Origin of the sequence: Bradyrhizobium sp. TM233, from assembly GCF_036247965.1 — a bacterium.
Lineage (GTDB): Bacteria > Pseudomonadota > Alphaproteobacteria > Rhizobiales > Xanthobacteraceae > Bradyrhizobium > Bradyrhizobium ottawaense.
In genome coordinates, this window is sequence record NZ_BTIG01000001.1 from 83,649 (window position 1) to 108,161 (window position 24,513).

At 64.0% G+C, this 24,513-nt stretch carries 20 protein-coding genes; 13 read left to right on the plus strand and 7 right to left on the minus strand.

The features are described 5' to 3' along the window. Positions 1 to 12: 12 nt before the first annotated feature. Positions 13 to 1,563: an SUMF1/EgtB/PvdO family nonheme iron enzyme gene (locus AABA86_RS00405; RefSeq protein WP_212248448.1), complete on the minus strand. Its 1,551-nt coding sequence runs from the start codon at positions 1,561 to 1,563 to the stop codon at positions 13 to 15. A gap of 301 nt (positions 1,564 to 1,864) precedes the next feature. On the opposite strand from AABA86_RS00405, the gene AABA86_RS00410 reads away from it, so the two are divergent. The 6 genes from AABA86_RS00410 (at position 1,865) to AABA86_RS00435 (ending at position 4,692) form a co-directional block, all read left to right on the plus strand. Further along, positions 1,865 to 2,485: a hypothetical protein gene (locus AABA86_RS00410; protein WP_212248198.1), complete on the plus strand. Its 621-nt coding sequence runs from the start codon at positions 1,865 to 1,867 to the stop codon at positions 2,483 to 2,485. Positions 2,486 to 2,523: 38 nt separating this feature from the next. After that, complete coding sequence (locus tag AABA86_RS00415; RefSeq protein ID WP_338305375.1) at positions 2,524 to 2,973, plus strand: DsrE family protein; 450 nt, start codon at positions 2,524 to 2,526, stop codon at positions 2,971 to 2,973. Between the two features lie 261 nt (positions 2,974 to 3,234). Beyond that, the gene (locus AABA86_RS00420) at positions 3,235 to 3,558 is read left to right on the plus strand and encodes an ArsR/SmtB family transcription factor (protein ID WP_212248200.1); all 324 of its coding nucleotides are present in this window, start codon (positions 3,235 to 3,237) and stop codon (positions 3,556 to 3,558) included. Beyond that, positions 3,555 to 3,986: an SRPBCC family protein gene (locus AABA86_RS00425; RefSeq protein WP_212248202.1), complete on the plus strand. Its 432-nt coding sequence runs from the start codon at positions 3,555 to 3,557 to the stop codon at positions 3,984 to 3,986. The genes AABA86_RS00420 and AABA86_RS00425 overlap by 4 nt, the downstream gene beginning before the upstream one ends. Positions 3,987 to 4,045: 59 nt before the next feature. Next, positions 4,046 to 4,255: a hypothetical protein gene (locus AABA86_RS00430; RefSeq protein WP_433960973.1), complete on the plus strand. Its 210-nt coding sequence runs from the start codon at positions 4,046 to 4,048 to the stop codon at positions 4,253 to 4,255. Continuing rightward, entirely contained in the window at positions 4,252 to 4,692 is a 441-nt protein-coding gene (locus AABA86_RS00435) for a DUF1801 domain-containing protein (RefSeq protein WP_212248206.1), read from the plus strand. Before AABA86_RS00430 ends, AABA86_RS00435 begins: the two co-directional genes overlap by 4 nt. A gap of 230 nt (positions 4,693 to 4,922) precedes the next feature. Here the strand turns inward: AABA86_RS00435 and AABA86_RS00440 are convergent, their stop codons facing one another. From AABA86_RS00440 to AABA86_RS00455, 4 genes are all read right to left on the minus strand, one after another. Further along, a complete protein-coding gene (locus AABA86_RS00440; protein ID WP_212248208.1) occupies positions 4,923 to 6,461 on the minus strand; it encodes a SpoVR family protein in 1,539 nt (512 codons plus the stop codon). Next, positions 6,458 to 7,735, minus strand: coding sequence for a YeaH/YhbH family protein (locus AABA86_RS00445; protein ID WP_212248449.1), 1,278 nt, complete (start codon positions 7,733 to 7,735; stop codon positions 6,458 to 6,460). The genes AABA86_RS00440 and AABA86_RS00445 overlap by 4 nt, the downstream gene beginning before the upstream one ends. 19 nt (positions 7,736 to 7,754) lie before the next feature. Further along, a complete protein-coding gene (locus AABA86_RS00450; protein ID WP_212248210.1) occupies positions 7,755 to 9,698 on the minus strand; it encodes a PrkA family serine protein kinase in 1,944 nt (647 codons plus the stop codon). A gap of 297 nt (positions 9,699 to 9,995) precedes the next feature. Next, entirely contained in the window at positions 9,996 to 10,649 is a 654-nt protein-coding gene (locus tag AABA86_RS00455) for an STM3941 family protein (protein ID WP_212248212.1), read from the minus strand. Positions 10,650 to 10,953: 304 nt separating this feature from the next. Here AABA86_RS00455 and AABA86_RS00460 point away from each other — a divergent pair, with 304 nt between their 5' ends. The 6 genes from AABA86_RS00460 to AABA86_RS00485 are packed head-to-tail and all read left to right on the plus strand — an operon-like array spanning position 10,954 to position 18,469. Then, on the plus strand, positions 10,954 to 13,803 hold the full coding sequence (locus AABA86_RS00460) for a bifunctional transaldolase/phosoglucose isomerase (protein ID WP_338305376.1): 2,850 nt from the start codon (positions 10,954 to 10,956) through the stop codon (positions 13,801 to 13,803). A 13-nt stretch (positions 13,804 to 13,816) separates the two neighbouring features. Further along, complete coding sequence (gene gnd / locus AABA86_RS00465) at positions 13,817 to 14,815, plus strand: phosphogluconate dehydrogenase (NAD(+)-dependent, decarboxylating) (RefSeq protein ID WP_338305377.1); 999 nt, start codon at positions 13,817 to 13,819, stop codon at positions 14,813 to 14,815. Between the two features lie 38 nt (positions 14,816 to 14,853). Continuing rightward, positions 14,854 to 16,365 carry a glucose-6-phosphate dehydrogenase gene (gene zwf / locus AABA86_RS00470; RefSeq protein ID WP_212248218.1) on the plus strand — a complete coding sequence of 504 codons (1,512 nt, stop codon included), beginning with the start codon at positions 14,854 to 14,856 and terminating at the stop codon, positions 16,363 to 16,365. Further along, entirely contained in the window at positions 16,365 to 17,114 is a 750-nt protein-coding gene (pgl, locus tag AABA86_RS00475) for a 6-phosphogluconolactonase (RefSeq protein WP_338305378.1), read from the plus strand. Before zwf ends, pgl begins: the two co-directional genes overlap by 1 nt. Then, positions 17,101 to 17,631, plus strand: a complete 531-nt coding sequence (locus AABA86_RS00480; protein WP_212248221.1) for a gluconokinase — start codon at positions 17,101 to 17,103, stop codon at positions 17,629 to 17,631. Before pgl ends, AABA86_RS00480 begins: the two co-directional genes overlap by 14 nt. Before the next feature lie 25 nt (positions 17,632 to 17,656). Then, complete coding sequence (locus AABA86_RS00485; RefSeq protein ID WP_212248222.1) at positions 17,657 to 18,469, plus strand: HAD family hydrolase; 813 nt, start codon at positions 17,657 to 17,659, stop codon at positions 18,467 to 18,469. An 84-nt stretch (positions 18,470 to 18,553) separates the two neighbouring features. Here the strand turns inward: AABA86_RS00485 and AABA86_RS00490 are convergent, their stop codons facing one another. Then, the gene (locus AABA86_RS00490) at positions 18,554 to 20,356 is read right to left on the minus strand and encodes a glycoside hydrolase family 15 protein (RefSeq protein ID WP_338305380.1); all 1,803 of its coding nucleotides are present in this window, start codon (positions 20,354 to 20,356) and stop codon (positions 18,554 to 18,556) included. A 43-nt stretch (positions 20,357 to 20,399) separates the two neighbouring features. After that, positions 20,400 to 22,361 (minus strand): 4-alpha-glucanotransferase, encoded by a 1,962-nt coding sequence (malQ, locus tag AABA86_RS00495; RefSeq protein WP_338305381.1) that lies wholly within the window; start codon positions 22,359 to 22,361, stop codon positions 20,400 to 20,402. 204 nt (positions 22,362 to 22,565) lie between these two features. Between malQ and AABA86_RS00500 the strand changes: the two genes are divergently transcribed. Continuing rightward, positions 22,566 to 24,512: a maltotransferase domain-containing protein gene (locus AABA86_RS00500; protein WP_338305382.1), complete on the plus strand. Its 1,947-nt coding sequence runs from the start codon at positions 22,566 to 22,568 to the stop codon at positions 24,510 to 24,512. Position 24,513 lies beyond the last annotated feature (1 nt).

The following is a 24,513-nucleotide window of genomic DNA, read 5'->3' on the forward strand; positions in this document are numbered from 1 at the left end:
CTGCTCCTGGGCTTAAGGACCGAGCGCGACGCGGAATCCATGCGTCGGATATCGAACATTGGTATCGTAGCCATCGCGATTGGATGGCCTCACATATCTCGCATCGTTCTTCCACGAGCCCGAGCGCAGAACGTGCGAGCTGCAGTCCCCGCCACTCCATGCCGAGCCGTCAGTGGGCGCGCCCTGATAGGTCTTGTGCCAGCAGTCCTCGACCCACTGATCGATACCGCCACCCATGTCGTGGAGGCCGAACGGATTCGGCTTGAAGCTGCCGACCTTCGCGGGCTGCTCGGCCGCAAGGTCACCGCAATCCTTGCATCCGGCCATGCCTGGCTGGAGCTTGTCGCCCCACCAATATTTGCTCTGCGTGCCGCCGCGCGCCGCGTATTCCCATTCGGCTTCGCTCGGAAGCCGGTAGGGCTTCTTCGTCGCCTGCGCGAGATACCCCGCATATTGCTGCGCGTCGGTCCAGCTCACATTGCTGATCGGCGCATCGTCTTTGCCGGTAGCGGTGAAGCTGCACGCCTTTGCGGCCGCGCATTCGTTCCATTCCTGCACGGTCACCGGATATTTGCCGATCGAGAACGGTTTGACGGTGACCTGGTGGACAGGACGTTCGGTCGGATCGTCATTGCTCCCCATCGCAAAACTGCCACCGCGAATGGCGATCATCTCTGGTTCGCGGAGCGGCGGGGCCGATGGGCTGGGCGGTGCGACCGACAGGCTGGGCGGCGCGGCCGACGGGCTGGGCGCCGGTGCCGGCGACGATGCCAATGACGGAGATGGTTGCGGCGTTTGCGTCGCCGCTTCGCGCGGCGGGGCCTGTGGGCTCGGGGACGCAGCCGGCGCAGCGGCCTGCTCGCCCACTCTACCCTGCGGCTGCGCCAGCAGATACCACAGCACGCCGGTCGCAATCACCAGCAGCGTGATGCCAAGGAGGAAGATCAGAGTATTCTCGCGCCGTCCTCGCGTACTTCCGACGGCATCTGCGTCCGGTAGCACGCGATAGACGCGCACCGGATCCGTGATGTTCTTGACCTTGCGATCCCCGAGCGACTCGTAGCCGCACACCACCTTGTGCTTGATCTGCTCGTAGATCGCGCCTGAGATATAGACCTGACCGGGCTCGGCGATACCCTCGATACGTGTGGCGATGTTGACTCCGTCGCCGTAGACATCGTCCGGCTCCACGATCACGTCACCGAGATTGACGCCGATCCGGTATTCGAGCCGGGAATGCTTCGGAAGCGAGGCATTGCGGCCGATGAGGTTCTGCTGGATGACAATGCTGCAGCGAACGGCCTCGACAGGACTGTCGAAGATCGCGATGAAGCCATCGCCCGTTGTCTTCACCAGCGCCCCATGATGTTCGACGATGCTGGGCTGGATGAGATCACGCTCGATCCGCTTGACGCGGACATGCGTGCCCTCCTCGTCGGCCTGCATCATGCGGCTGTAGGAAGCGATGTCACCGACGATGATGGCTGCGAGACGACGAGGCATTGGGCCGTGTGGAGGCGGCTCATCCTGACTTCCGGGTCTGAAGTTGCGAATTTCGCCCATTGCGGGGGACTCCACAAACCTACAAAGGCACCCCAGCTTACGACCGCTCAAGGCGATCGTCTGTGAAGGCTATCACATTGATGAAATGGGGCAATGTCGAAGGACTCGCGAGCATCGAGTTCCGGAGGTCGAAGGCGTCACGTCGATTGAACCTTCCTCGCCCTGCCGGTGACTAACGCACTGCCTGGAACTATCCATCCCGCTCCGCGCTGCGATGATCATGTGCGACTTGCGAAGATTGAACGCGTCGCACTTGGGCCGCGTCTACAGCCTACAGCTCAACTACTGCGCTCGAGGCATCATGAAGCTTTCTCTCCTGGCTGCCCTCGCCGTTGCCGCACTCATCAGCGCGGCCCACGCGGAGGAGGCAGACGACATCCGCGAGGCCAGCAAGGCCGAGGCCGAGACCTTCAACACGCGCATGTATGCGGGGCCTCCCGGCAACAAGGCCTACGCCTGTTTCGTCCGCCGCTACGATGCGGAGCATCTGGCGCGGCATCCGAAGCAGAAGGTCGCTTCGATGAAGCTGCTGATCTCGGCCGAATTGGACAAGGAAGACAAGGAGCTCCACAACTCCTTCCGCCTCGGCTTCAGGTATCGCCATCGCTCCGGCGATTTCGACTCCAGCGGTTCTTGTAACCACGCCGTATTCACCAAGGACGGCAACGAGGTTCGCCTCGGTTGCGGTGTCGATTGCGAGGGCGGTGGCATCGGCGTTGCGCTGTCCAAAGACGACAAATCGACGATCGTGCGGCTCGAACGGGTCCGCGTCTGGCAGAACAACAAGCCGGATGAGGAGGCCGAGCAGTCGCTGGTCGGCGGTGCCGACGACAGGATTTTCCGCCTGGACCGCACCGACAATAGCGAGTGCGCTTCGCTGGTGACCGACCGCAAGGAACTCGCCGCGCTGCGCCACAAATGATGATATGCCTCCGGCAAAGTCAGTCGAGGGAGATCGCCATGAACCGCCGGAACATCTTGTGGAGCTCAATCTCGGCCCTGGGCGCGGCATTCGGTGCCTCCAGCGCGAAAGCCGGGACGGAAGCGGGCACGGGCAACAAGCTGAAAGTGGTCTACCATCTCAGCGATGCCGAGAAGGTCAACTTCGTGCTCGGCAACATCCAGAACCACATCGAAGGCGTCGGCGGTCCTGATCACGTCACGATCGCGCTGGTGATCCACGGGCCGGCGCTGAAGGCATTCCACTCGGCGCAGGCCAACCCCGACATCAGCAAGCGCGTCGGCGAATTCTCCAAGGACGGCGTCGAGCTCGCCGCCTGCGGCAACACGATGAAGGCGCAGAACGTGTCGCTCACCGAGCTGTTGCCGGGCTTCGTCAGTGCGGAGAAAGGTGGCGTGGTCAGGTTGGCCGAGCTGCAGTCGCAGGGGTATTTGTACTTGCGCCCGTAGGGCATTGCGGTTGCCACGAGAAAGGTGCGCCCCTCCCCCGTTTGCGGGGAGGGGTTGGGGAGAGGGTGCCTCCGCAATGAAGACCCCCAGAGGAGAGAACCCTCACCCGACGCTTCGCGTCGACCTCTCCCGCAAGCGGGAGAGGTAAGTCGCGCCCGCGGGTGCCTACCGCTTCAAAGCTCCCGCCGCCGCCATCATGCTTGACTTATCCATAACTTCCCGGTTATGAGTTAACCCATAACTTCCTGGTTATGGATTTCCATGTCCCTCGCCCCCGATCTCCTGTTCAGGACGCTCGCCGACCCCACAAGGCGGGCGATCTTCGAGCGGCTGTGCCGCGAGGGGGAGCAGACGGTCGGGGCCCTGACCGTGAAATCCGGCGTCTCCCAGCCGGCGGTCTCGAAACATCTCGGCGCGTTGAAGCTGGCCGGCCTGGTGCGCGACCGCCATGAGGGACGGCAGACCCATTACAGCGCGCAGCCCGGCGCACTCGATCCGCTGCTCGACTGGACCAGCCAGATGACCGGATTCTGGCAGAGGCGGCTCGACGCACTCGACGATCTCCTGAAGAGGATGGACCAATGACTGACGCCACAAGCCAGACCCGCTCCGTCGTCGTCGAGCGCGAATTTGCCTTTACGGCCGAACGGCTCTGGCGCGCACTGACGCAGCCGCATCTGATCGAGGAATGGCTGATGAAGAATGACTTCAAGCCATCGGTCGGTCACCGCTTCAATCTCCGCGGTGAATGGGGCGGCGTGCTGGATTGCGAGGTGCTCACGATCGAGCCCCAGAAGACGCTCGCCTACACCTGGAATTTCTCGCATGAGGACGCCGCGTTCGACCTCAAGAGCGTCGTCACCTTCACGCTGACGCCGACCGGCGCGGGCACGCATCTGCGCGTCGAGCAGGCGGGCTTCAGCCCGACGCAGAAGCAGGCCTACGGCGGCGCGCATGCCGGCTGGAAGCAGTTCCTTGCCAAGCTGGACGAGGTGCTGGCGCGGGGGGAATAGCTCCGGCCGGCCATATCCATTCCAATCATTTCTAGAAGGAGATCCCGTTGAGCACAGACATGTGGATTCGTCAGATCCATCGTTGGCTGTCGGTGGCTTTCACGCTCGCCGTCATCGCCAACATCGTCGCCATGACCATGCAGCTCCAGGCCGTCTGGATCGGCTTCCTGGCGCTCGTCCCGCTGATCCCGCTGCTGGCGACCGGGCTCTATCTGTTCGCGCTGCCTTATCTCGGCCGGCGCGGCGCGCATGGTGAGGCGAGGTCATGAAGAAGGCGGTGACGAAGAAGAACGCGGAGAAGGTGGCGGACGGAGCCCCGCCCGCCAAGCTGATCGACGGCAGGATCAAGGAGCTCGGCGACTGGCGCGGCGAAATGCTGGCGCGGGTCCGCGGCCTGATCAAGCAGGCCGATCCCGAGGTCGTCGAAGAGTGGAAATGGCGCGGCGTTCCCGTGTGGGAGCACGACGGCATCATCTGCACCGGCGAGACCTACAAGGAAGTGGTGAAGATGACCTTTGCCAGGGGTGCGGCGCTGGACGACCCGGCCGGCCTGTTCAATTCCAGCCTCGACGGCAATGTCCGGCGCGCGATCGACATTCGCGAAGGCGACAAGATCAACGAAAAGGCGTTGAAGGCGCTGATCCGCGCGGCGGTGGAGCTGAATGCAAGCAAGAAGAAAAAGGCGGCGAAGAAGCGATCGGGCTGAAACACCATGAATTCATTTTGATCGCCCAAGCAGCCGCGAACTCGCTGCAACCTCTCCCGCTTGCGGGGGAGGTCGGCGCGAAGCGCCGGGTGGGGGCTCTCTCCTCTGGGGAGTCCCACTGAGGAGAGACCCTCTCCCCAACCCTCCCCCGCAAGCGAGGGAGGGAGCGCACCTCTGTTGGAGCGCTCGTCGAGTCTCACTCATCAGGCGTCAAGCAGAGCCGGACTGCCTCAAGCCACCGCCGCCGGGATCGGGCGCGGGCTGACGACGTATTCGCGCATGACCTTGTCGTTTGCATCGACCTCGATCAGCGCGACGTCGTAGGTCCAGAGATCGGCCAGGTGCTGCAGCACCCGCTTCGCATCGGTCTCGTTGAGCTGCGAGCCCTTGATGACGTGATGGTGCAGGATCAGGCGGCGGTCGCCGGAGAGATCGACGTCGACCACCTCGATATTGGCATCGATGTAACCGACATCGTGCTGCCGCGCCAGCTCGCGCCGCACGCGGCGGAAGCCGCGCTCGTCGTGGATGGCATCGACCCGGATGCCGGCGCGCTCCTCGGGATCGTCGTGCAGATGGAACATGCGGAAGTGCCGCATCAGCTTCGGGCTCAGGAACTGCGCGATGAAGCTTTCATCGCGGTAGTTGGCCCAGACGTCGCGCAGCACGCCCATCACATCGCCCTTGCCGGCGATGTCGGGGAACCATTCGCGGTCCTCGTCCTCCGGTTTGGTGACGATGCGCTCGATGTCCTGCATCACGGCAAAGCCGAGCGCATAGGGGTTGAATCCGGAGAAGCGCGGGTCGTCGAATTCGGGCTGGAACACCACGTTGGTGTGGGATCCCAGGAATTCCAGGAAATTGCCGTCGGTGATGCGGCCCTGCTCGTGCAGCTTGGTCATGATGCGATAGTGGACGTAGGTGGCCGTCCCCTCGTTCATCACCTTGGTCTGGCTCTGCGGGTAGAAATACTGCGCGATGTGGCGGACGATGCGCAGCAGCTCGCGTTGCCACGGCGCCAGCCGCGGCGCACTCTTCTCCAGGAAGTAGAGCAGATTTTCCTGCGGCAGGCCGAGCAGCTTGCGGCGGCGCTCGATGCTGAGCGCGGACCGGCTCTTGGCCGCGCCCTTGGGAACGGTGCGCCAGAGGTCGTTGAAGACCTCCTCCTCGTGCTGGCGACGCCGCCCTGCCCGCTTCTCTTCGGCGCGCAGGTCCAGCTTCTTCTTGCCGGGATAGCGGTCGATGCCGTGCGACATCAGCGCATGCGCGGCATCGAGCGTGCGCTCGACCTCGACGCGGCCGTAGCGCTCCTCGCATTGCATGACATACGTCTTGGCGAAGTCGAGATAATCCAGGATGCCGTCGGCGTCGGTCCACTGCTTGAACAGATAGTTGTTCTTGAAGAAGTGATTATGGCCGAAAGCGGCGTGCGCGATCACCAGCGTCTGCATCGTCGCCGTGTTCTCCTCCATCAGATAGGAGATGCACGGCGAGGAGTTGATCACGATCTCATAGGCGAGCCCCATCAGGCCCTTGCGATAGGACGCCTCGTGAAACGCGAACTGCTTGCCGAACGACCAGTGCTTGTAGAACAGCGGCATGCCGACGGAGGAGTAGGCATCCAGCATCTGCTCGGCGGTGATGACCTCGATCTGGTTCGGATAGACGTCGAGCCCGAGATCTTTCGTCGCCACCATCTCGCAGGCATCGGTGATGCGCTGCAAGGTGTGGAAATCCCAATCCGCGCCTTCGAACAATCGTTCCGTCATGGAGCGGCTTTCTCCTGGGCAGTTTCGCGGCGCTGGAACAGATCGTGGAACACCGGAAAGATCTCGCTGCGCTCCGAGACCTTGCGCATCGAGAGCGGCGCGCCGCTGTTGCGCAGGCGCTCGTAAAGGGTCCAGAGCGAGGAGTCGGAGAGATCGAAGGCGCTGCCGCCTGATTCACCGACCTCAAGATAGGCAAAGAACTGGCAGACCGGCAGGATCTTGTCGGTCAGCAGGAGGCCGGTGAGCTCGCCGTCGGAATAGGAATTGTCACCGTCGGAAGCCTGCGCGGCATAGATATTCCAGTCCGACGGATTGAAGCGCTCACGCACGATCTCGTGCATCGCCTGCAGCGCGCTCGAGACCAGCGTGCCGCCCGAGGCCGGGCCGTAGAAGAAGGTCTGCTCGTCCACCTCCTCGGCGCGGTCGGTGTGGCGGATGAAGACGATCTCGACGTGCTTGTAGCGGCGCTTCAGGAACACGTAGAGCAGCATGTAGAAGCGCTTGGCGAGATCCTTCATGTGCTCGGACATCGAGCCCGACACGTCCATCAGGCAGAACATCACCGCCTGCGCCACCGGCTTCGGCACCGTCTCGAAGCGGCGGTAGCGGATGTCGAGCGGATCGATGAAGGGAATCCGCTTGGACTTCGCCTTCAGCTTTTCGAGCTGGGCGAGAAGCACCTCACGCTCGTCCTCGTCGGTGCAGGCGGCGATCGCGGCTTCCAGCTCCTCGATCTCCTCCTTGCGGGGACGCTTGAGCGCGATGCGGCGGGCGAGCGCCAGCTTCACCGTCCGGCTCACCGAGATGTTGGCGGGCGAGCCCGACGTGGTGTAGCCGGCGCGCTGAATGCCCTCGCTCTCGGTCTGCGCGATCTTGCGCTTGGCAAGATCCGGCAGCTCGAGATCGTCGAGGAAGAGATCGACGAACTCGTCTCGGGAGAGCACGAAGCGGAAGGCGTCCTCGCTGTCGCCTTCGCCCGGACCGGAATTCTTGGCGCTGCCCTGGCCGGAGCGCTGCAGATAGTCGCCCTCGATGAACTTCTTGTTCCCGGGCAGCACCATGTCGCGCGTTCCGCCTTCGCGGCGGAAGCGCGGCTCGTGCATGCCGTCGAGCGGGATCGTGACCTCACCCCCCTCCAGGACGTCCTTGATGTCGCGTTCCTGCGAGGTCTTCTTGACGGCGCCCTGCACCAGGGATTTGGCCCGACGCAAGAACCGCTGGCGGTTCTCAAGACTCTTGCCGCCTGGATTCAGGCGCCTGTCAATAATGTGAATGGGCACTTTACCATCCGCCTCAACCGGCCTGCTTCACACGCATGTACCATTCGACGAGCCGGCGAACCTGACGCTCGGTGTAGCCACGCTCCACCATGCGTGAGACGAACTCGCCGTGCTTCTTCTCCGTCTCGCCGTCCTTCTTCGATCCGAAAGAAATGACCGGAAGCAGGTCCTCGACTTGCGAGAATATCCTCTTTTCGATCACGTCGCGAATCTTCTCGTAGGAGGTCCAGGTCGGATTTTTGCCACCGTTCTGGGCCCGCGACCGTAACGAGAATTTGACGACCTCGTTGCGGAAGTCCTTGGGGTTGGCGATGCCCGCCGGCTTCTCGATTTTCGTCAGCTCCTGGTTCAAAAGCTCGCGATCGAGCAGCTGGCCGGTGTCGGGATCCTTGAAGTCCTGGTCCTCGATCCAGGCATCGGCATAATCGACGTAGCGGTCGAACAGATTCTGGCCGTAATCCGAGTAGGATTCCAGATAAGCCTTCTGGATCTCGTTGCCGATGAACTCGGCGTAGCGCGGCGCCAGATCCGCCTTGATGAATTCGAGGTAGCGCTTCTCGACTTCCTCGGGCAGCTGCTCGCGCTTGATCGACTGCTCCAGCGCGTACATCAGATGGACGGCGTCGGCGGCGACTTCCTGCGGATCGTGGTTGAAGGTCGCGGCCAGGATCTTGAAGGCAAAGCGGGTGGAGACGCCGTCCATGCCCTCGTCGACACCGGCGGCATCGCGGTATTCCTGGACGCTGCGCGCCTTCGGATCGGATTCCTTGAGGCTTTCGCCGTCGTAGACCCGCATCTTGGCGAACACCGTGGAATTCTCGTGCTTGCGCAGGCGAGACATCACCGAGAACCGCGCCAGCGTCTCCAGCGTCGAAGGCGCGCAAGGCGCCGCCGCGAGTTCGGATCCCTGAATCAGTTTCTCGTAGATCTTCTGCTCCTCCGTGATCCGCAGGCAATAGGGCACCTTGATCACGCAGATGCGGTCGATGAAGGCCTCGTTGTTCTTGTTGGCCTTGAAGCTCGACCACTCAGCCTCGTTGGAGTGCGCGAGGATGACACCGGTGAACGGGATCGCGCCGATGTTTTCGGTGCCGATATAGTTGCCTTCCTGCGTCGCGGTCAGCAGCGGGTGCAGCATCTTGATCGGCGCCTTGAACATCTCGACGAACTCGAGCACGCCCTGGTTGGCGCGGTTGAGGCCGCCGGAATAGCTGTAGGCGTCGGGGTCGTTCTGCGCGTAGGTCTCGAGCTTGCGGATATCGACCTTGCCGACCAGCGAGGAGATGTCCTGGTTGTTCTCGTCACCGGGCTCGGTCTTGGAGATCGCAATCTGGCGCAGCCGCGACGGCTGGATTTTTGCGACACGAAACTGGGAGATATCGCCGCCGAAGGCTTCCAGCCGCTTGTAGCACCACGGGCTCATCAGGCCGGTGAGACGACGGCGCGGAATGCCGTACTTCTCTTCCAGCATCGGCCCGAGATGATCGGGATCGAACAGGCTGAGCGGGCTCTCGAACACGGGCGAGAGTTCATCTCCGGCCTTGAGCACGTAGATCGGATGCACTTCCATCAGCGACTTCAGCCGCTCGGCGAGCGAGGATTTGCCACCGCCGACCGGGCCGAGCAGATAGAGGATCTGCTTGCGCTCTTCGAGACCTTGCGCCGCATGGCGGAAGAAACCAACGATGCGCTCGATGGTTTCTTCCATGCCGTAGAACCCGGCGAAGGCCGGATAGGTACGGATCGTACGGTTCAAAAAAATACGGCCAAGGCGGGTATCCTTGGCCGTGTCAATCGTCTGGGGGTCACCGATCGCTGCTAGTAGTCGTTCGGCCGCGTTCGCGTATTTCATGGGATCGCTTCGACACGATTCCAGATATTCCGCCATCGACATGTCGTGCTGGCTTCTCGCCTCGAACGACCGAGCGAAAGCGTTGAATAAAGAATCGTTGTACATGATCCCTCTCCGCGTGAGTTCCGCTACAAGCTGAAACGAAAGCAGTTACCGGACCGTTCCTCAGGCCATTTCGAATCAGCGTGAGCACATGACGATCATTGGACACCCGGGTGCCGACACGACGCAACGCACAACGTAGGCACTCGTTGAGTTACGAACAGGCACCTGCCCGTAATTTGTGCGAATCTCTGTCTATATTGGCTCATTTCCAGAAAATGTCACTTGGTCGCAACATCCGGGCGTTACCGGGGATGAGACCATCCGGCGCTGCAGCATAGCGATCGGCGAGCGGCGATCTTATGACGCTTGTACGGCGAAGCCTTGAGCGCCGCCTGGGTTGCCGCGTTCATCTTCCTGCTGCAATGCGGCGCGCGGAGTGCTGGCAGCGTGGCAGTCGCGGCAAGCACGCAGCAATGTATCAAAATCGGTGGCCAGGCCCTCCGACAGGATGACGATGCGATCGTTTCGCGCGCAACGGGCCAGATCGCGGATGCCGCAGAGCTGCTGCTGCAAGGCCGGCGTCGGCGTCAGCACGATCATCTTGTGGCCGCGGCTTTTCTCAGCCGAAATCTCCGCAATCGAATCCCACGGCAGAAATTCATTGCCGATGCGGAGATCGCGGATGCCGTAGGGGGTGACGACCACCACCGCTCCCCGTTCGGCGGGCAGCATCCAGATCAGCCGGCAGGTCACCAGGCCGAACAGTGCGACGCCGGCATAGCCGAGCGTCGTGTCGTAGTCGCCCAAACCGTCCCACCAGTCGAAGGCGAGGCTCGCGCTGAGCAGGGTCATCGCAAAGCCCGCCGCGACCAGCAGCCGCAACTGCGTCGCGCATCGACTGATTTCGAGATCGTGGGAAGCGTCGACGGTCGCAGCCGACTGCTGGCTGTCGGCGACAGCGAACGCCAGACCTTCAGGATGGGCGTGCATGCATTTCCCCAGCATGGCCATTCGCGGCCGAGCCACGATGCACCAGACGGATCGGAATCCGCTGATGGCACTCCACGCAGCCAATGGCTGACGACGAAGCGGCCAATGTTGCGCAACGAGACCCGGCCGAACCTTCGGCCAACGACTTTTTACGCAACAACCGCTGCTGCCGCCCGGATCGCCATGATCGCGACGGAGTTACACTGGAGGGTATGACGCCTGTGCCCTTGATTGGTTCCCTCCCGGGAGCATGTAGGCTAGAGGATAGCGCGTCAGGACCGGCGCGGAAACCCCTCGCCCGCAGGCTTGGAGATAAATAAGCATCATGAATCCCGTCAAAGAACTGGAAAAGCACGGACAAGCCGTCTGGCTGGACTTCCTGGCCCGCGGCTTCATCGCCAAGGGCGACCTGAAGCGGCTGATCGAGACCGACGGCGTCAAGGGCGTCACCTCCAACCCCTCGATCTTCGAGAAGGCGATCGGCAGCTCGGACGAATATGACGCCCCGATCGGCAAGGCGCTGAAGCGCGCCGACCGGACCGTGGCCGATTTGTTCGAGGCCGTCGCGGTCGAGGACATCCAGAATGCGGCCGACGTGCTGCGCCCGGTCTATGACCGCCTCAATGGCGGCGACGGCTATGTCAGCCTGGAGGTCTCGCCCTATCTCGCCATGGACACGTCAGGCACGGTGGCCGAAGCGCGGCGGCTCTGGAAGGACGTTGGCCGCAAGAACCTGATGGTGAAGGTGCCGGCGACGCCCGAGGGCCTGCCGGCGATCGAGCAGCTGATCGGCGACGGCATCAGCATCAACATCACGCTGCTGTTCTCCAAGGCAGTCTACCTGGAGGTCGCCGAAGCCTACATCGCCGGCCTCGAAACATACGTCGCAGGCGGCGGCGACCCCTCGCATGTCGCGAGCGTGGCGAGCTTCTTCGTCAGCCGCATCGACTCCGTGGTCGACAAGCAGCTCGACGACAAGATCGCCCGCGCCAACGACCCGTCCGAGAAGGAGCGGCTCGCCGCGCTCAAGGGCAAGGTCGCGATCGCCAACGCCAAGGTCGCCTACCAGGACTACAAGCGCCTGTTCTCGGGCCCGCGCTGGGACAAGCTCGCCGCCAAGGGTGCCAAGCCGCAGCGCATGCTGTGGGCCTCGACCGGGACCAAGAACAAGGATTACAGCGACGTCCTCTATGTCGAGGAGCTGATCGGTCCCGACACCATCAACACCGTGCCGCCGGCAACGCTGGATGCGTTCCGTGACCACGGCAAGCCGCGCGACAGCCTGGAAGAGAACGTCGAGGACGCCTACCGCGTGCTGGAAGAGCTGGAGCGCTCCGGCGTCTCGCTCGATGCCATCACCGAGGAGCTGGTCAAGGACGGCGTCAAGCTGTTCGCAGACGCCGCCGACAAGCTCTACGGCGCCGTCGCCCACAAGCGCGCCACCGTGCTTGGGCCCGCGCTGGACCGCCAGCTTCTCTCGCTCGGCGACGGGCTCGGCAAGGCCGTGGCCAAGAGCACGGAGGAATGGCGTGCATCGGCCAAGATCCGCAGGCTGTGGCAGCGTGACAAGTCGGTCTGGACCGGCTCGGACGAGGACAAATGGCTCGGCTGGCTCGACAGCGCCGCCAGGGCCGACGTCGCCGATTACGAGGACCATGCCGGCCGCGTGAAGGGCCAGAAATTCTCCGACGCCGTCGTGCTCGGCATGGGCGGATCGAGCCTCGGCCCGGAGGTGCTGGCCGAGACTTTTGGGAAAAGGCCCGGCTTCCCGAAGCTGCATGTGCTCGACTCCACCGATCCGGCGCAGGTGCGGGCGATGGAGGCCCGGATCGACATCGCCAACACCGTGTTCATCGTTTCCAGCAAGTCCGGCGGCACCACCGAGCCGAACGCGATGAAGGACTATTTCCATCAGCAGGTTGCCAAGGCAGTCGGGCCCAAGGTGAAGACCGGCCACCGCTTCATCGCGGTGACCGATCCCGGCTCGTCGCTGGAGAAGGCGGCCAAGAAGCTGAATTACGCCCGCATCTTCCATGGCGAGCCGTCGATCGGCGGACGCTATTCGGTGCTGTCGCCGTTCGGCCTCGTGCCGGCGGCAACCGCCGGCATCGACGTCAAGACCTTCGTCAAGCATGCGATGGCGATGGCCCGATCCTGCGGGCCGGACGTGCCGCCGAGCGAAAACCCGGGCGTGCAGCTCGGCCTCGCCATGGGGCTCGCGGGGCTCGAAGGCCGCGACAAGGTGACGATCCTGGCGTCGGAGAAGATCGCCGATTTCGGCGCCTGGGCCGAACAGCTCATCGCGGAATCGACCGGCAAAGAGGGCAAGGGCCTGATCCCGATCGAGGGCGAGCCGCTGGGCTACCCCTCTTCTTACGGCAACGACCGCTTCTTCGTCGACATTCGCATCGAAGGCGAGGCGGACGCCGCCCATGACTCGCAGCTCGCCGCGATCGAAGCGGCCGGCCACCCCCTCGTGCGCATCGTCATGAAGTCGATCGACCATCTCGGCCAGGAGTTCTTCCGCTTCGAGATGGCAACCGCCGTGGCCGGCTCGATCCTCGGCATCAACCCGTTCGACCAGCCGGACGTGGAAGCGGCCAAGATCAAGACTCGCGAGCTCACGGCATCGTTCGAGAAGACCGGCACGTTGCCGGAAGAGCAGCCGGTGGTCAGCACCGATGAGGCCGATCTCTACACCGACGAAGCCAACGCGACTGCGCTGCGCGCCGCCGGCGCCAACGGCGACCTCACCTCGTGGCTCAAGGCGCATCTTTCGCGCTCCAACCACGGCGACTACGTCGCCCTGCTCGGCTATATCGCGCGGGACAAGGTGACCATCGACGCGCTCCAGGCCATGCGGGTAGAGGTGCGCGAGAAGCGGCAGGTCGCGACCTGTGCCGAGTTCGGACCGCGCTTCCTGCACTCCACAGGGCAGGCCTACAAGGGCGGACCCGACAGCGGCGTGTTCCTCCAGATCACCGCTGATGATGCCAAGGACCTGGCGGTGCCGGGCCAGAAGGCCAGCTTTGGCGTGATCAAGGCGGCGCAGGCACGCGGCGATTTCGACGTGCTCACCGAACGCGGCCGGCGTGCGCTGCGCGTGCACCTCAAGGGCGGGCTCAAGAAGGGTCTTGCGGCACTCAATGCGGCGCTTAACGACGCGCTGAACTAAGGGAATATTGCAGATGCAACTCGGCATGATCGGCCTCGGCCGAATGGGCGGCAACATCGTTCGCCGCCTGATGCGCCACGGACATTCGACCGTGGTCTATGACAAGGACGCCAAGGCCGTCGCGGGCCTCGCCGCAGACGGCGCGGTCGGCTCCGCGACGCTCGAGGACTTCATCGCGAAGCTCGAGCGGCCGCGCACGGCCTGGGTGATGCTGCCTGCGGGGCACATCACCCAGACCACGATCGACACTATCGCGGGCGTGATGCAGGCGGGCGACGTCATCATCGATGGCGGCAACACCTTCTGGCAGGACGATGTCCGCCGCGGCAAGGCGCTGAAGGAACGCGGCATCCACTATGTCGACGTCGGCACGTCGGGCGGCGTCTGGGGTCTCGACCGCGGCTATTGCATGATGATCGGCGGCGAGAAGCAGGTGGTCGACCGGCTCGATCCGATCTTCGCCGCGCTGGCGCCCGGCGCCGGCGACATTCCGCGCACGGAAGGACGCGACGGCCGCGATCCCCGCATCGAGCAGGGCTACATCCATGCCGGCCCCGTCGGCGCCGGCCATTTCGTCAAGATGATCCACAACGGCATCGAATACGGCCTGATGCAGGCCTATGCCGAAGGGTTCGACATCCTCAAGAACGCCAACATCGAGGCTCTCCCGGCAGATCACCGCTACGATTTCGATCTCGCCGACATCGCCGAAGTGTGGCGGCGCGGCAGCGTGATCCCGTCCTGGCTGCTCGACCTCACCTCGACGGCGCTCGCCGACAGTCCGCAGCTCGCGGAATATTCCGGCTTCGTGGAGGATTCCGGCGAAGGACGCTGGACCGTGAACGCGGCGATCGACGAGGCCGTGCCGGCCGAAGTTTTGACCGCGGCGCTCTACACACGTTTCCGTTCCCGCCAGGAACACACCTTCGCCGAAAAGATTCTCTCCGCGATGCGCGCGGGTTTTGGCGGCCACAAGGAGCCGAAGCAGCCGGGCGCCACGAAGTCCAAATAAGAGCTCAGTAAGCGTACCCAAGCGAAGGCCGACAATTCGTGACAAAAGACCCGCAAGTAAAGCGCAAGCCGGAAAATTGCGCCTTCGTCATCTTTGGCGTGACCGGCGACCTCACTCATCGGCTGGTGATGCCGTCGCTCTACAATCTGGCGGCCGAGCATCTGTTGCCGGAAAAGTTCTGCGTCGTCGGCGTGGCCCGCAGGGGGCAGTCGGATGACGAACTGCGCAACAGCCTGTTGAAGGGACTGCGCCAGTTCGCGACCCGTCCCGTGGACGACGACATCGCAAAGAAGCTGCTGGAATGCGTGACCTTCGTCGAGGCCGATCCGAAGGACCCGCCGTCGTTCGATCGCCTGCGCGAGCACCTGGATTCGCTGGAATGCGCGCAGGAAACCGGCGGCAACCGGCTGTTCTATCTGGCAACGCCGCCCACTGCGTTCGCACCGACGGCGCGCGAGCTCGGCCGCACCGGCATGATGAAGGAGAACGGCGCCTGGCGGCGGCTGGTGATCGAAAAGCCGTTCGGGACCGACCTCGCCTCGGCCAAGGCGCTGAACGCCGAGTTGCTGAAGATCATGGACGAGCACCAGATCTACCGGATCGATCATTATCTCGGCAAGGAGACCGTGCAGAACATCCTGGTGCTGCGCTTTGCCAACGGCATGTTCGAGCCGATCTGGAATCGCAACCACATCGACCACATCCAGATCACGGTGGAAGAGAAGCTCGGCGTCGGCCATCGCGGCGGCTTCTACGATGCCACCGGCGCGCTGCGCGACATGGTGCCGAACCATCTGTTCCAGCTGATGTCGCTGGTCGCAATGGAGCCGCCGGCCCGCTTCGACGCCCATTCCGTGCGCTCCGAGAAGGCCGAGGTGCTCACGTCGATCCAGCAGCCGAGCCGGGAGGATGCGCTGAGAAACTCGGTCCGCGCGCAATATCTCGCAGGCCGCGTCGGCGACGACGATATCCCGGACTATCGCAAGACCGAGGACGTCAAGCCCGGCAGCAGCACCGAGACTTTCGTTGCGCTGAAGCTGATGATCGACAATTGGCGCTGGGCCGGCGTGCCCTTCTATTTGCGCACCGGCAAGGCGCTGGGCCACAAGCGCACCGAGGTCGCGATCAAGTTCAAGCAGGCACCGCTGTCGATGTTCTCAGGCACGACAGTCGATCGCCTGTCGCAGAACTTTCTCACCATCGGCATTGCGCCGACCGAGACCATCGAGCTTCAGTTCAACGCCAAGATCCCGGGACCGAGCGTCACCATCGACGGCGTCGAGATGAAGTTCCGCTATGGCGATTATTTCCGAGCCGACCCCTCGACCGGCTACGAGACGCTGATCTACGACTGCATGATCGGCGACAACATCCTGTTCCAGCGCGCCGACGGCATCGAGGCCGGATGGCAGGCGGTGCAGCCGTTCCTGGACGCCTGGAAAAGCGCGGGCACCAACGGCATCGAGACCTATGAAGCCGGCAGCGACGGCCCGGCCTGCGCCGACGAGCTGCTCCGGCGCGACGGACGAAGCTGGCGGAAATTTTCGTGATGGCGGCGGCCGGACTGCCGAAGCTGATCACCGTGGCCGACGCCGAGGCGCTGGCGCAGGCCGCGGCCGAGCGGGTGACGGCGCGGATCGCCGCTAACCCCTCGCGCATCGCGATCTGCCTCACCGGCGGCTCCAGCCCGAAGAAGCTCTATCAATTGCTCGGCAGCGTCCCCTGGCGCGGCAAGGTCCCGTGGGACCGCGTGCACTGGTTCATCGGAGACGAGCGGTTCGTGCCCGACAGCGATCCCCTCAACAACATGGCGGTCGCGCGCGCGACGTTTCTCGACCGCAATGCGCCGTCCGGCCATATCCACCCGATCCCGACCACGGCCGACAATCCGGACCGAAGCGCCGAGGCCTATGCGCGCGAGCTGCAGGCCTTCTACGGTTCTGAAAGTCTCGATCCGGCGCGGCCGCTGTTCGACCTGGTGCTGATGGGCGCCGGCCCCGACGGCCACACCGCCTCGCTCTTCCCGGGCTTCCCCGAAATCGAGGAGACCGAACGCTGGGTCGTCGGGGTGCCCAAAGCCAATGTCGCGCCTTTCGTGCCGCGGGTGTCGCTCACCCTGCCCGCTCTGGCGTCCTGCCGCGAAATGCTGTTCGAGATTGCCGGGCACGACAAGCAGCCGATCTTGACGCGCCTCGTCAATGGCGAGACTCTGCCGGCGTTACGCGCGCGCTCGAATGGTGAGACCGTCTGGCTGGTCGACCAGGCCGCGCTTCCGGAGGGAATTCGTGGCGGGCGTTGAAGCACCTTGTGCATTGATCGTGATGGGCGTGTCGGGTTCGGGCAAGAGCACGGTCGCGGAAGCGCTCGGCGAGCGGCTCGGCTGGCGCTTCGAGGACGGCGACAGCTTTCATCCCGCCGGCAATGTCGAGAAGATGCGGGCCGGCCATCCCCTCACCGACGAGGACCGCTGGCCCTGGCTCAACGCCATCGCCGACGAGATCGCACGGGTTTGCGACAAGGGCGGGCATGTCATCATCGCCTGCTCGGCCCTGAAGCACACCTATCGCGACGTGCTGCTGCGTGGACGCGACGACGTCCGCTTCGTGTTCCTGAAGGGCACCAAGGAGCTGATCGCCGAGCGGCTCGCGCAACGCAAGGGCCATTTCATGCCGCCGGGGCTGCTGACGAGCCAGTTCGACACGCTGGAGCCGCCGGAGGCGGGCGAGCACGTCATCACCGTCTCGATCGACGAAACCGTCGAAGCGATCGTGGACGGCATCGTGCGGCAGCTGAAGCTGGGCGGGGCGAAGCGCTGAGACCTGGAAACCTGAAGGTTCTGTCATGACGCAAATCTCCCTCGTGGTGTCCGACGTCGACGGCACGCTGCTGACCAAGGACAAGACGCTGACGGAACGTGCGAGGAGTGCGGTGCAGCGGCTGCACAAAGCCGGCATCGGCTTCACCATCACGTCCAGTCGTCCCGCCATCGGCATGCGCTTCCTGATCGAGCCGCTGGCGCTCTGGCTACCCGTCGGCCCGTTCAACGGCTCCTCGATCGTCGATCCCGAGATGCGGCCGGTGGAGCAGCATCTCATCCCGGCAAGCGCGGCCGAGCGGTCCCTGAAAATCCTCCGCGAATTCGGCGCCGACATCTGGCTGTTCACTTATGACAAATGGCTGATCGACAATCCGAGCGGCAAATACGTCGCGCATGAGCAGCATACGATCCGCTCCGATCCCACCATCGTGACGGATTTCTCGCCTTACCTTGCCAGTGCGTGCAAGATCGTCGGCGCCAGCGCCGATGCCGCCGGCCTCGAGGCTTGCGAGAAGGCGATGCAGAAGGCGCTCGGCAGCGAAGCCACCGCCGTGCGTTCGCAGACCTATTATCTCGACATCACCCCGCCCGGCTTCAACAAGGGCACCTTCGTCGAGGCGATGGCCAAGCGCTTGGACATTGAGACCGGTGCCGTCGCCACCATCGGCGACATGCAGAACGACCTCGCGATGTTCGCCGTCAGCGGCGTCTCGATCGCCATGGGCAACGCCACCGACAGCGTCAAGGACCAGGCGACGCACGTCACCGCTACCAATGAGCAGGATGGTTTTGCGGAGGCGATGGAGATGATCTTGAAGCGGAATGGGGTTGGCTGAGCTTGATGTGAAGAGCCTCGACAGGCTCCTCCACTGCGGTGCGTTCCCTCCCCTCTTGTGGGGGAGGGAACGGAGAGAGCGCTACTACTTCGACCGCTGCACCGCCGGCTTGTCGCACTGCTGCCTTGCCGCCGACAGGTTATGCGCGGTGTTGATCAGCGCGATGTGGGTCAGCGCCTGCGGGAAATTGCCGGTCTGGCGCCGGGCGACTGAATCGTATTCCTCGGCCAGCAGCCCGACGTCGTTCGCGATGCCGGCCACGCGATCGAGCAAGATCTGCGCCTTGTCGAGATCGCCGGCGAGCACATGGGCATCGGCGAGCCACAGGCTGCAGGCCAGGAATGCGCCTTCGAGCGGCGGCTGCCCTGCAGGCAGCTCGCGCGGATCGTGCCGCAGGACGAAGCCGTCGCGCACCAGGCATGTCTCGACCGCGGCGATGGTGCCACGGATGCGCGGGTCCGACGGCGGCAGGAAGCCCACGGCCGGCAGCAGCAGCACGCTGGCATCGAGCAGTTTCGAGCCGTAGGATTCGACGAAGGCATTCTCCTCCGCGTCAAATCCCCTGTTGCAGACGTCGCGATGAATGGCCTCGCGCAAGGCGCGCCAGTGCAACAGCGGCGCCTTGAAGCCGAAGGTCTCCGCGCTCTTGATGCCGCGGTCGAAGGCGACCCAGGTCATCACCTTGGAGAAGACGTAGTGCCTGGGCTGGCCGCGCCGCTCCCAGATGCCGTGATCGGGCTGGTCCCAGACTTCGGCCAGATGATTGAGCACGGCACATTCCAGCGCCCATGTCGTTTCGTCGTCGAGCTTGAGCTTGGCCATGCGCGACTGGTGGAAGGCGTCGATCAATTCGCCATAGACGTCGAGCTGGAGCTGCGCATGTGCGGCATTGCCGACGCGCACCGGCTTTGCGCCCTCATAGCCGTCGAGCCAGCCCGCCTCCCATTCCAGCAGGCGCCGCTGGCCCCAGATGCCGTACATGATCTGCATGTTCGCGGGCGAGCCGGCGGCGGCGCGCAGCAGCCAATTGTGCCAGGCCGAGGCTTCCTCGGTATAGCCGGAGTTCATCAGCGCCAGCAGCGTGAAGGTGGCGTCGCGCAGCCAACAGAAGCGATAATCCCAATTCCTGCTGCCGCCGAGTTTCTCCGGCAATGAGGTGGTGGGCGCCGCGACGATGCCGCCGGTCGGGCCGAACGTCAGCGCCTTCAGCGTGATCAGCGAGCGCACGATCAGGTCGTGATACTCGCCGTCGCGGGTGCAATGACTGCACCAGTCCTTCCAGAACTGCTCCGTCTCCCGGAGCGCGATCTCCGGATCGATCGGCGCGGGCGGATCGAGATGCGAGGGGCCGTAGGTCAGCACGAACGGCACGGTCTCGCCGGCTTTCACCTCGAAGTCGGACACCGTGGTCAGGTCCTCGCCGCGGGTCTCGACCGGCGTGCGCAGCACCGTCATGTCCTGGCCGGCGATTGCCATCAGGGAATGGTCGATCCGCCGCACCCAGGGAATATCGATGCCGAAGCCGAAGCGGATCACGAGCTCCATCCGCATCTTCACGGTGCCCGTAACGCCGCGCACCAGCCGAACGACGTCGGACGCCTTGCCGCGCGGCGGCATGAAATCGATCAGCGCGACGGTGCCGCTCTTCGTCTCGAAACGCGTTTCGAGGATGAGAGTGTTGCCGAGATAGCGGCGTGAGATGCTGGTGACGTCCTCGGCCGGCGTAAGCAGCCAGCGGCCGTTCTTGTGGGTGCCGAGGATGGCGGCAAAGCAGGCGTCGGAATCGAAGGCGGGCCAGCACAGCCAATCGATCGAGCCGTTGCGCCCGACCAGCGCCGCGGTCTCGCAATCGCCGATCAGCGCATAATCCTCGATCCTCTGAGACAATGCCGTACGAGCCTTGAAAGCAGCCCTTGGTAACCCTTGCGCGTCAACTCCCGCCATTCAGCGAACGTTCCCGCGTCGCCGCTCGCAAGGCCGTGAGATCGACCTTCGCGGCGATCTTGTCGAGCGCAACGGGAAGGCGCTGACGCCAGTTCGGATGTTCGTCGATCGTGCCGGGAATGTTGGGCTGGTCGATCACGCCGAGCAGATCCTCCATGGAGACCGCGAGCAGCCGCGACGGCGTGCGCGACAGGAAGGCCAGCACCGAATAGAGGTCGTTGGCACGAATGCCGTTCTGGCGCAGGATCTCGTCGAGCCTGCCGAGCGCATCCCAGCGCGCCTGGTCGTTCTCGCCGGGATCGAGCCCGAGCGAGCGCTTCATCTTGAGATCGCCAAAGGAGCGCCAGCCGGCATAGGTCGACAGATCATGCGTGTTCAGCGTGACCAACGCGTTGGGCCGGTAATGGTCGACGTTGCGGAAGTGGCCGGCATCGTCGCGCTCGAACATCATGACGAGATAGGACCAGATGCCGAAATCCTGCATGGTCTCACGGAAACCTTCCGGCACGGTGCCGAGGTCCTCGCCGATCACGATGCATTTGTGGGCCGCGCTCTCGCGCGCCACGGCGCCAAGCAGCGCCTCGAACGGCATCTGCACATAGGCGCCGTTGTCCGGCTTGAAGCCGCGCGGCACGAGATAAAGCCGCTTCAGGCCGAGCACGTGGTCGAGCCTGATCGCGCCGGCATGGCGCATTGACGCCGCCAGCATGTCGGCGAACGGCACGAAGGATTGGGCTTCCAGGCCGCCGGCGTTGAAGCCGGCAAGGCCCCAGTCCTGGCCGATGGTGTTGAGCACGTCGGGCGGCGCACCGACGGCGAGATGACGGGAGATCGCCATCTGCTCGTTCCAGGCATCGAAGCCGTTGGACTGCACGCCGACGGCGACATCGAGATAGAGCCCGACGCGCATGCCGAGCCGGCCGGCAAGCTCCTTGGCCGCATGCAGCTGGCTATCTGCGGTCCATTGCACGAATTCGACGAACTCGACCTCGCGCTTGGCAGGCCCATTGCGCAAGCCGGCGCATTTCGCCTCATCCGGTTGCTGCCATTCAACCGGCCATTCCCACCATGGCGCGGTGAAACGATGGCGCAGCACCTCGAAGCAGGCGAAGCGGGACAATAGCGGCGCGCGGGCGGTGCGGAAGGCGTCGAACGCCTTGCGGCGCGCCTCGCTGGCCGTCGTCACGAAGCTGTCAAAGGCGGCGCGCAGGCCCAGCCATTTCAACGCCGCCATGTCGGCATAGGGGACGCGATCGCCTTGCCGCAGACGGGCCGCGGTCGCGGCCGCGTCGGGCACGAGGTCTGCGGAGAATTCGGGAATGGCCTCGACGTCGATATAGAGCGGGTTGAGGAACAGCCGGCTATTCGGCGAATAGGGACTGCAATCGGCCGGGTGGTCGTCGAACAGGACATGCAACGGATTGAGCCCGACACCATCGGCCCCGAACTGCTTGGCGAGCCGGACGAGATCGGCCAGATCGGTGAAATCGCCGATGCCCCAATTGCGGTTCGAACGGACGCTGTAGAGCTGCACGGCAAGCAGCCAGCCGCGGTCGAAATCACCGCCGAAGGCGCGCTCGGGCGCCACGATCATCGGCACCTCTTCCGTCACACCTTCGGCATCGGTCAGTGTCAACCGGTGATAGCCGAGCGGCAGGCCGGCAGGCCAGGCGATCACGGGCTCGCGCGTCTCGCCCTCGGCAATCACCTCCCCCTTTGCGGCCAATTTCCACTTGAGCGGCGGCGCGCCGATTGTCGCCAATTCGGTGCGCGGATGACCCAAGGCACGGACCACGACCGGCCCGCTGACGAAGCGGTAAACCCGCTTCTCCGGCAGGGCGTCGAGGATGGATTTGAGGGCCACGGGATCGGTGACCCGCAGCTTTCCGAGGGCGTCGATGAATTCGGATTGAACGCCCTTGATGCGGGCTTGAGCTAAAAGATCCATTCGGCACGCAGCTTGCAGGCCATTCTTCGGCCGGGGGCATTGATTTTAACGAGGTCGAGGAAGAGGTTAGTCAGGGGTAACTCGCAAACCGCACCACCCGTTCCCGAGGGAACCAATGACACACAAGCGGCTTTCTATAGTGGTACCAAGCGTAGGTTCCCGACAAGGGAAACGGGCTCCTGCTTTCTTGTCAATGGCATCACCGTGAACAAGACAATTCAAACTGTCGAGAGCGCCGCTGCCGGCAGCGCTTTCCTCATCGAAGACATCTATCCCCTGATCGATGGCGGCCGCTTCGCCGTGAAACGGATCGCGGGCGAACGGGTCGAGGTCTGGGCCGACATCTATCGCGACGGCGACGCCGTGATGGGAGCCGCGCTGATCTGGCGACAGGAGCAGGACCGCGAATGGCAGAGCGAGCCGATGATCCCTCACGGCAATGACCGCTGGTCCGGCGGATTCACACCCGTTGAGACCGGCCAATATGTCTACGCGATCGAGGCCTGGACCGACGAGTTCGCCACCTGGTCGCACGGGGTCGCGCGCAAGCAGCGAATGGGTGCCGATGTCAGCCTGGATGCGATCGAGGGGGCCGGGCTCCTGACCAAAGCACATGGCGCGCGACAGGACGCCGCTGACGTCATCGTCAGGCAGTGCGAGGATTATCTTCAGACTGGCGATGTCGCCACACTGCTTGCGGCCGAGCTCGGCAATGCCATGGCCGAGAGCCAGTCCCGGCCTGACCTGACCCGCTCGCAGCCCTTCCCGCTGACCGTCGACCGCGACAAGGCGCGCTTCGGCGCCTGGTATCAGATGATGCCGCGCAGCCAGAGCCGGGTCGCCGGTCAGCACGGCACGCTGCGCGACTGCATCGCCCGCGTGCCTGATATCGCCGCGATGGGTTTTGACGTGCTCTATTTCACGCCGATCCACCCGATCGGCCGTCGCCGCCGCAAGGGCCACAACAATGCGCCGGTGGCAACCGAAGGCGAGCCCGGCTCGCCCTATGCAATCGGAGCCGCCGAGGGCGGCCACGATGCGCTGCATCCCGAGCTCGGCACCATCGAGGATTTCCGTGCACTGGTCGCGACCTGCCTGGAATACGGTCTCGAGCTCGCGCTCGATTTCGCCGTGCAATGCTCGCCCGACCATCCCTGGCTGACGCAGCATCCGGAATGGTTCAAATGGCGGCCGGACCGCTCGGTGCGGACGGCGGATGGACCCTATTCGGACATCGTGATCCCCGATTTCAACTCCGTCGACAGGGCCGGGCTGTGGAATGGGTTTCGCGACGCCATGCTGTTCTGGATCGACCAAGGCGTCACCATCTTCGCCATCGACAACCACGATACCGCGCCGCTTGCGTTCTGGGACTGGCTGATCCGCGACATCCGCCGCCGGCATCCCGAGGTGATCCTGTTCTCCAAGACGTTTTCACGGCCGAAGCTGATGAAGGGCCTCGCCAAGCTCGGCTTTGCGCAGTCCTTTACTTATTTCCCCTGGCGCACCTCGCGGTGGGAGCTGGAGCAATATCTCGGCGAGCTGACGCGCTATCCCGAGCGCGACTTCTATCGCCCGAACCTGTTCGTCAATACGCCCGACCTGCTGCCCTATCATCTCCAGAGCGGCGAAGCCTGGGCGTTCAAGTCACGCGTTGCGCTGGCGGCGACATTGTCGGGCAGTTACGGCGTCTACAGCGGATTCGAGCTGCTGGAACACGAGGCGATGCCGGGCCGCGAGGAATATCTGAATTCCGAGAAATACCAGATCCGGCAACGCGACTGGGACCGGCCCGGCAACATCAAGTCCTATATCGCCGCGCTCAACCGCATCCGCAACGACAACGCCGCGCTCCAGCAAACCGCGAACCTGCGTTTTCTCGGCATCGAGGACGGCGAAACGATCGCCTTCGTCAAGGAGGCGGCCGAGCCGGCCAATACCGTCGTCATCGTGATCGCGGTTTCGGGCCACGCGCGCGAATGCTGGCTGCCGCTTGGCGACGTCACCGTTGACGCCGGCGGGCAGCGGCACCATGTGACGACACTCGAAAACCTTCTCACCGGGGAACAGTCCCGCATCGAATGGGGCGGGATCAGGTTGCGTATCGATCCCGACGGCGATCCGGCGCTCTTGTTCCGCTGCCTGGCGTAAG

Coding starts and splice junctions, on each gene's coding strand:
- AABA86_RS00440 (WP_212248208.1), bottom strand. CDS start 6,461: ATGACGGAACGATTGTTCGAAGGCGCGGATTGGGATTTCCACACCTTG.
- AABA86_RS00455 (WP_212248212.1), bottom strand. CDS start 10,649: ATGGCCATGCTGGGGAAATGCATGCACGCCCATCCTGAAGGTCTGGCG.
- AABA86_RS00405 (WP_212248448.1), bottom strand. CDS start 1,563: ATGGGCGAAATTCGCAACTTCAGACCCGGAAGTCAGGATGAGCCGCCT.
- AABA86_RS00430 (WP_433960973.1), top strand. CDS start 4,046: ATGTGGATTCGTCAGATCCATCGTTGGCTGTCGGTGGCTTTCACGCTC.
- pgl (WP_338305378.1), top strand. CDS start 16,365: ATGGCGGCGGCCGGACTGCCGAAGCTGATCACCGTGGCCGACGCCGAG.
- AABA86_RS00420 (WP_212248200.1), top strand. CDS start 3,235: ATGTCCCTCGCCCCCGATCTCCTGTTCAGGACGCTCGCCGACCCCACA.
- AABA86_RS00425 (WP_212248202.1), top strand. CDS start 3,555: ATGACTGACGCCACAAGCCAGACCCGCTCCGTCGTCGTCGAGCGCGAA.
- AABA86_RS00415 (WP_338305375.1), top strand. CDS start 2,524: ATGAACCGCCGGAACATCTTGTGGAGCTCAATCTCGGCCCTGGGCGCG.
- AABA86_RS00435 (WP_212248206.1), top strand. CDS start 4,252: ATGAAGAAGGCGGTGACGAAGAAGAACGCGGAGAAGGTGGCGGACGGA.
- malQ (WP_338305381.1), bottom strand. CDS start 22,361: ATGGATCTTTTAGCTCAAGCCCGCATCAAGGGCGTTCAATCCGAATTC.
- AABA86_RS00450 (WP_212248210.1), bottom strand. CDS start 9,698: ATGTACAACGATTCTTTATTCAACGCTTTCGCTCGGTCGTTCGAGGCG.
- AABA86_RS00410 (WP_212248198.1), top strand. CDS start 1,865: ATGAAGCTTTCTCTCCTGGCTGCCCTCGCCGTTGCCGCACTCATCAGC.
- gnd (WP_338305377.1), top strand. CDS start 13,817: ATGCAACTCGGCATGATCGGCCTCGGCCGAATGGGCGGCAACATCGTT.
- AABA86_RS00460 (WP_338305376.1), top strand. CDS start 10,954: ATGAATCCCGTCAAAGAACTGGAAAAGCACGGACAAGCCGTCTGGCTG.
- AABA86_RS00485 (WP_212248222.1), top strand. CDS start 17,657: ATGACGCAAATCTCCCTCGTGGTGTCCGACGTCGACGGCACGCTGCTG.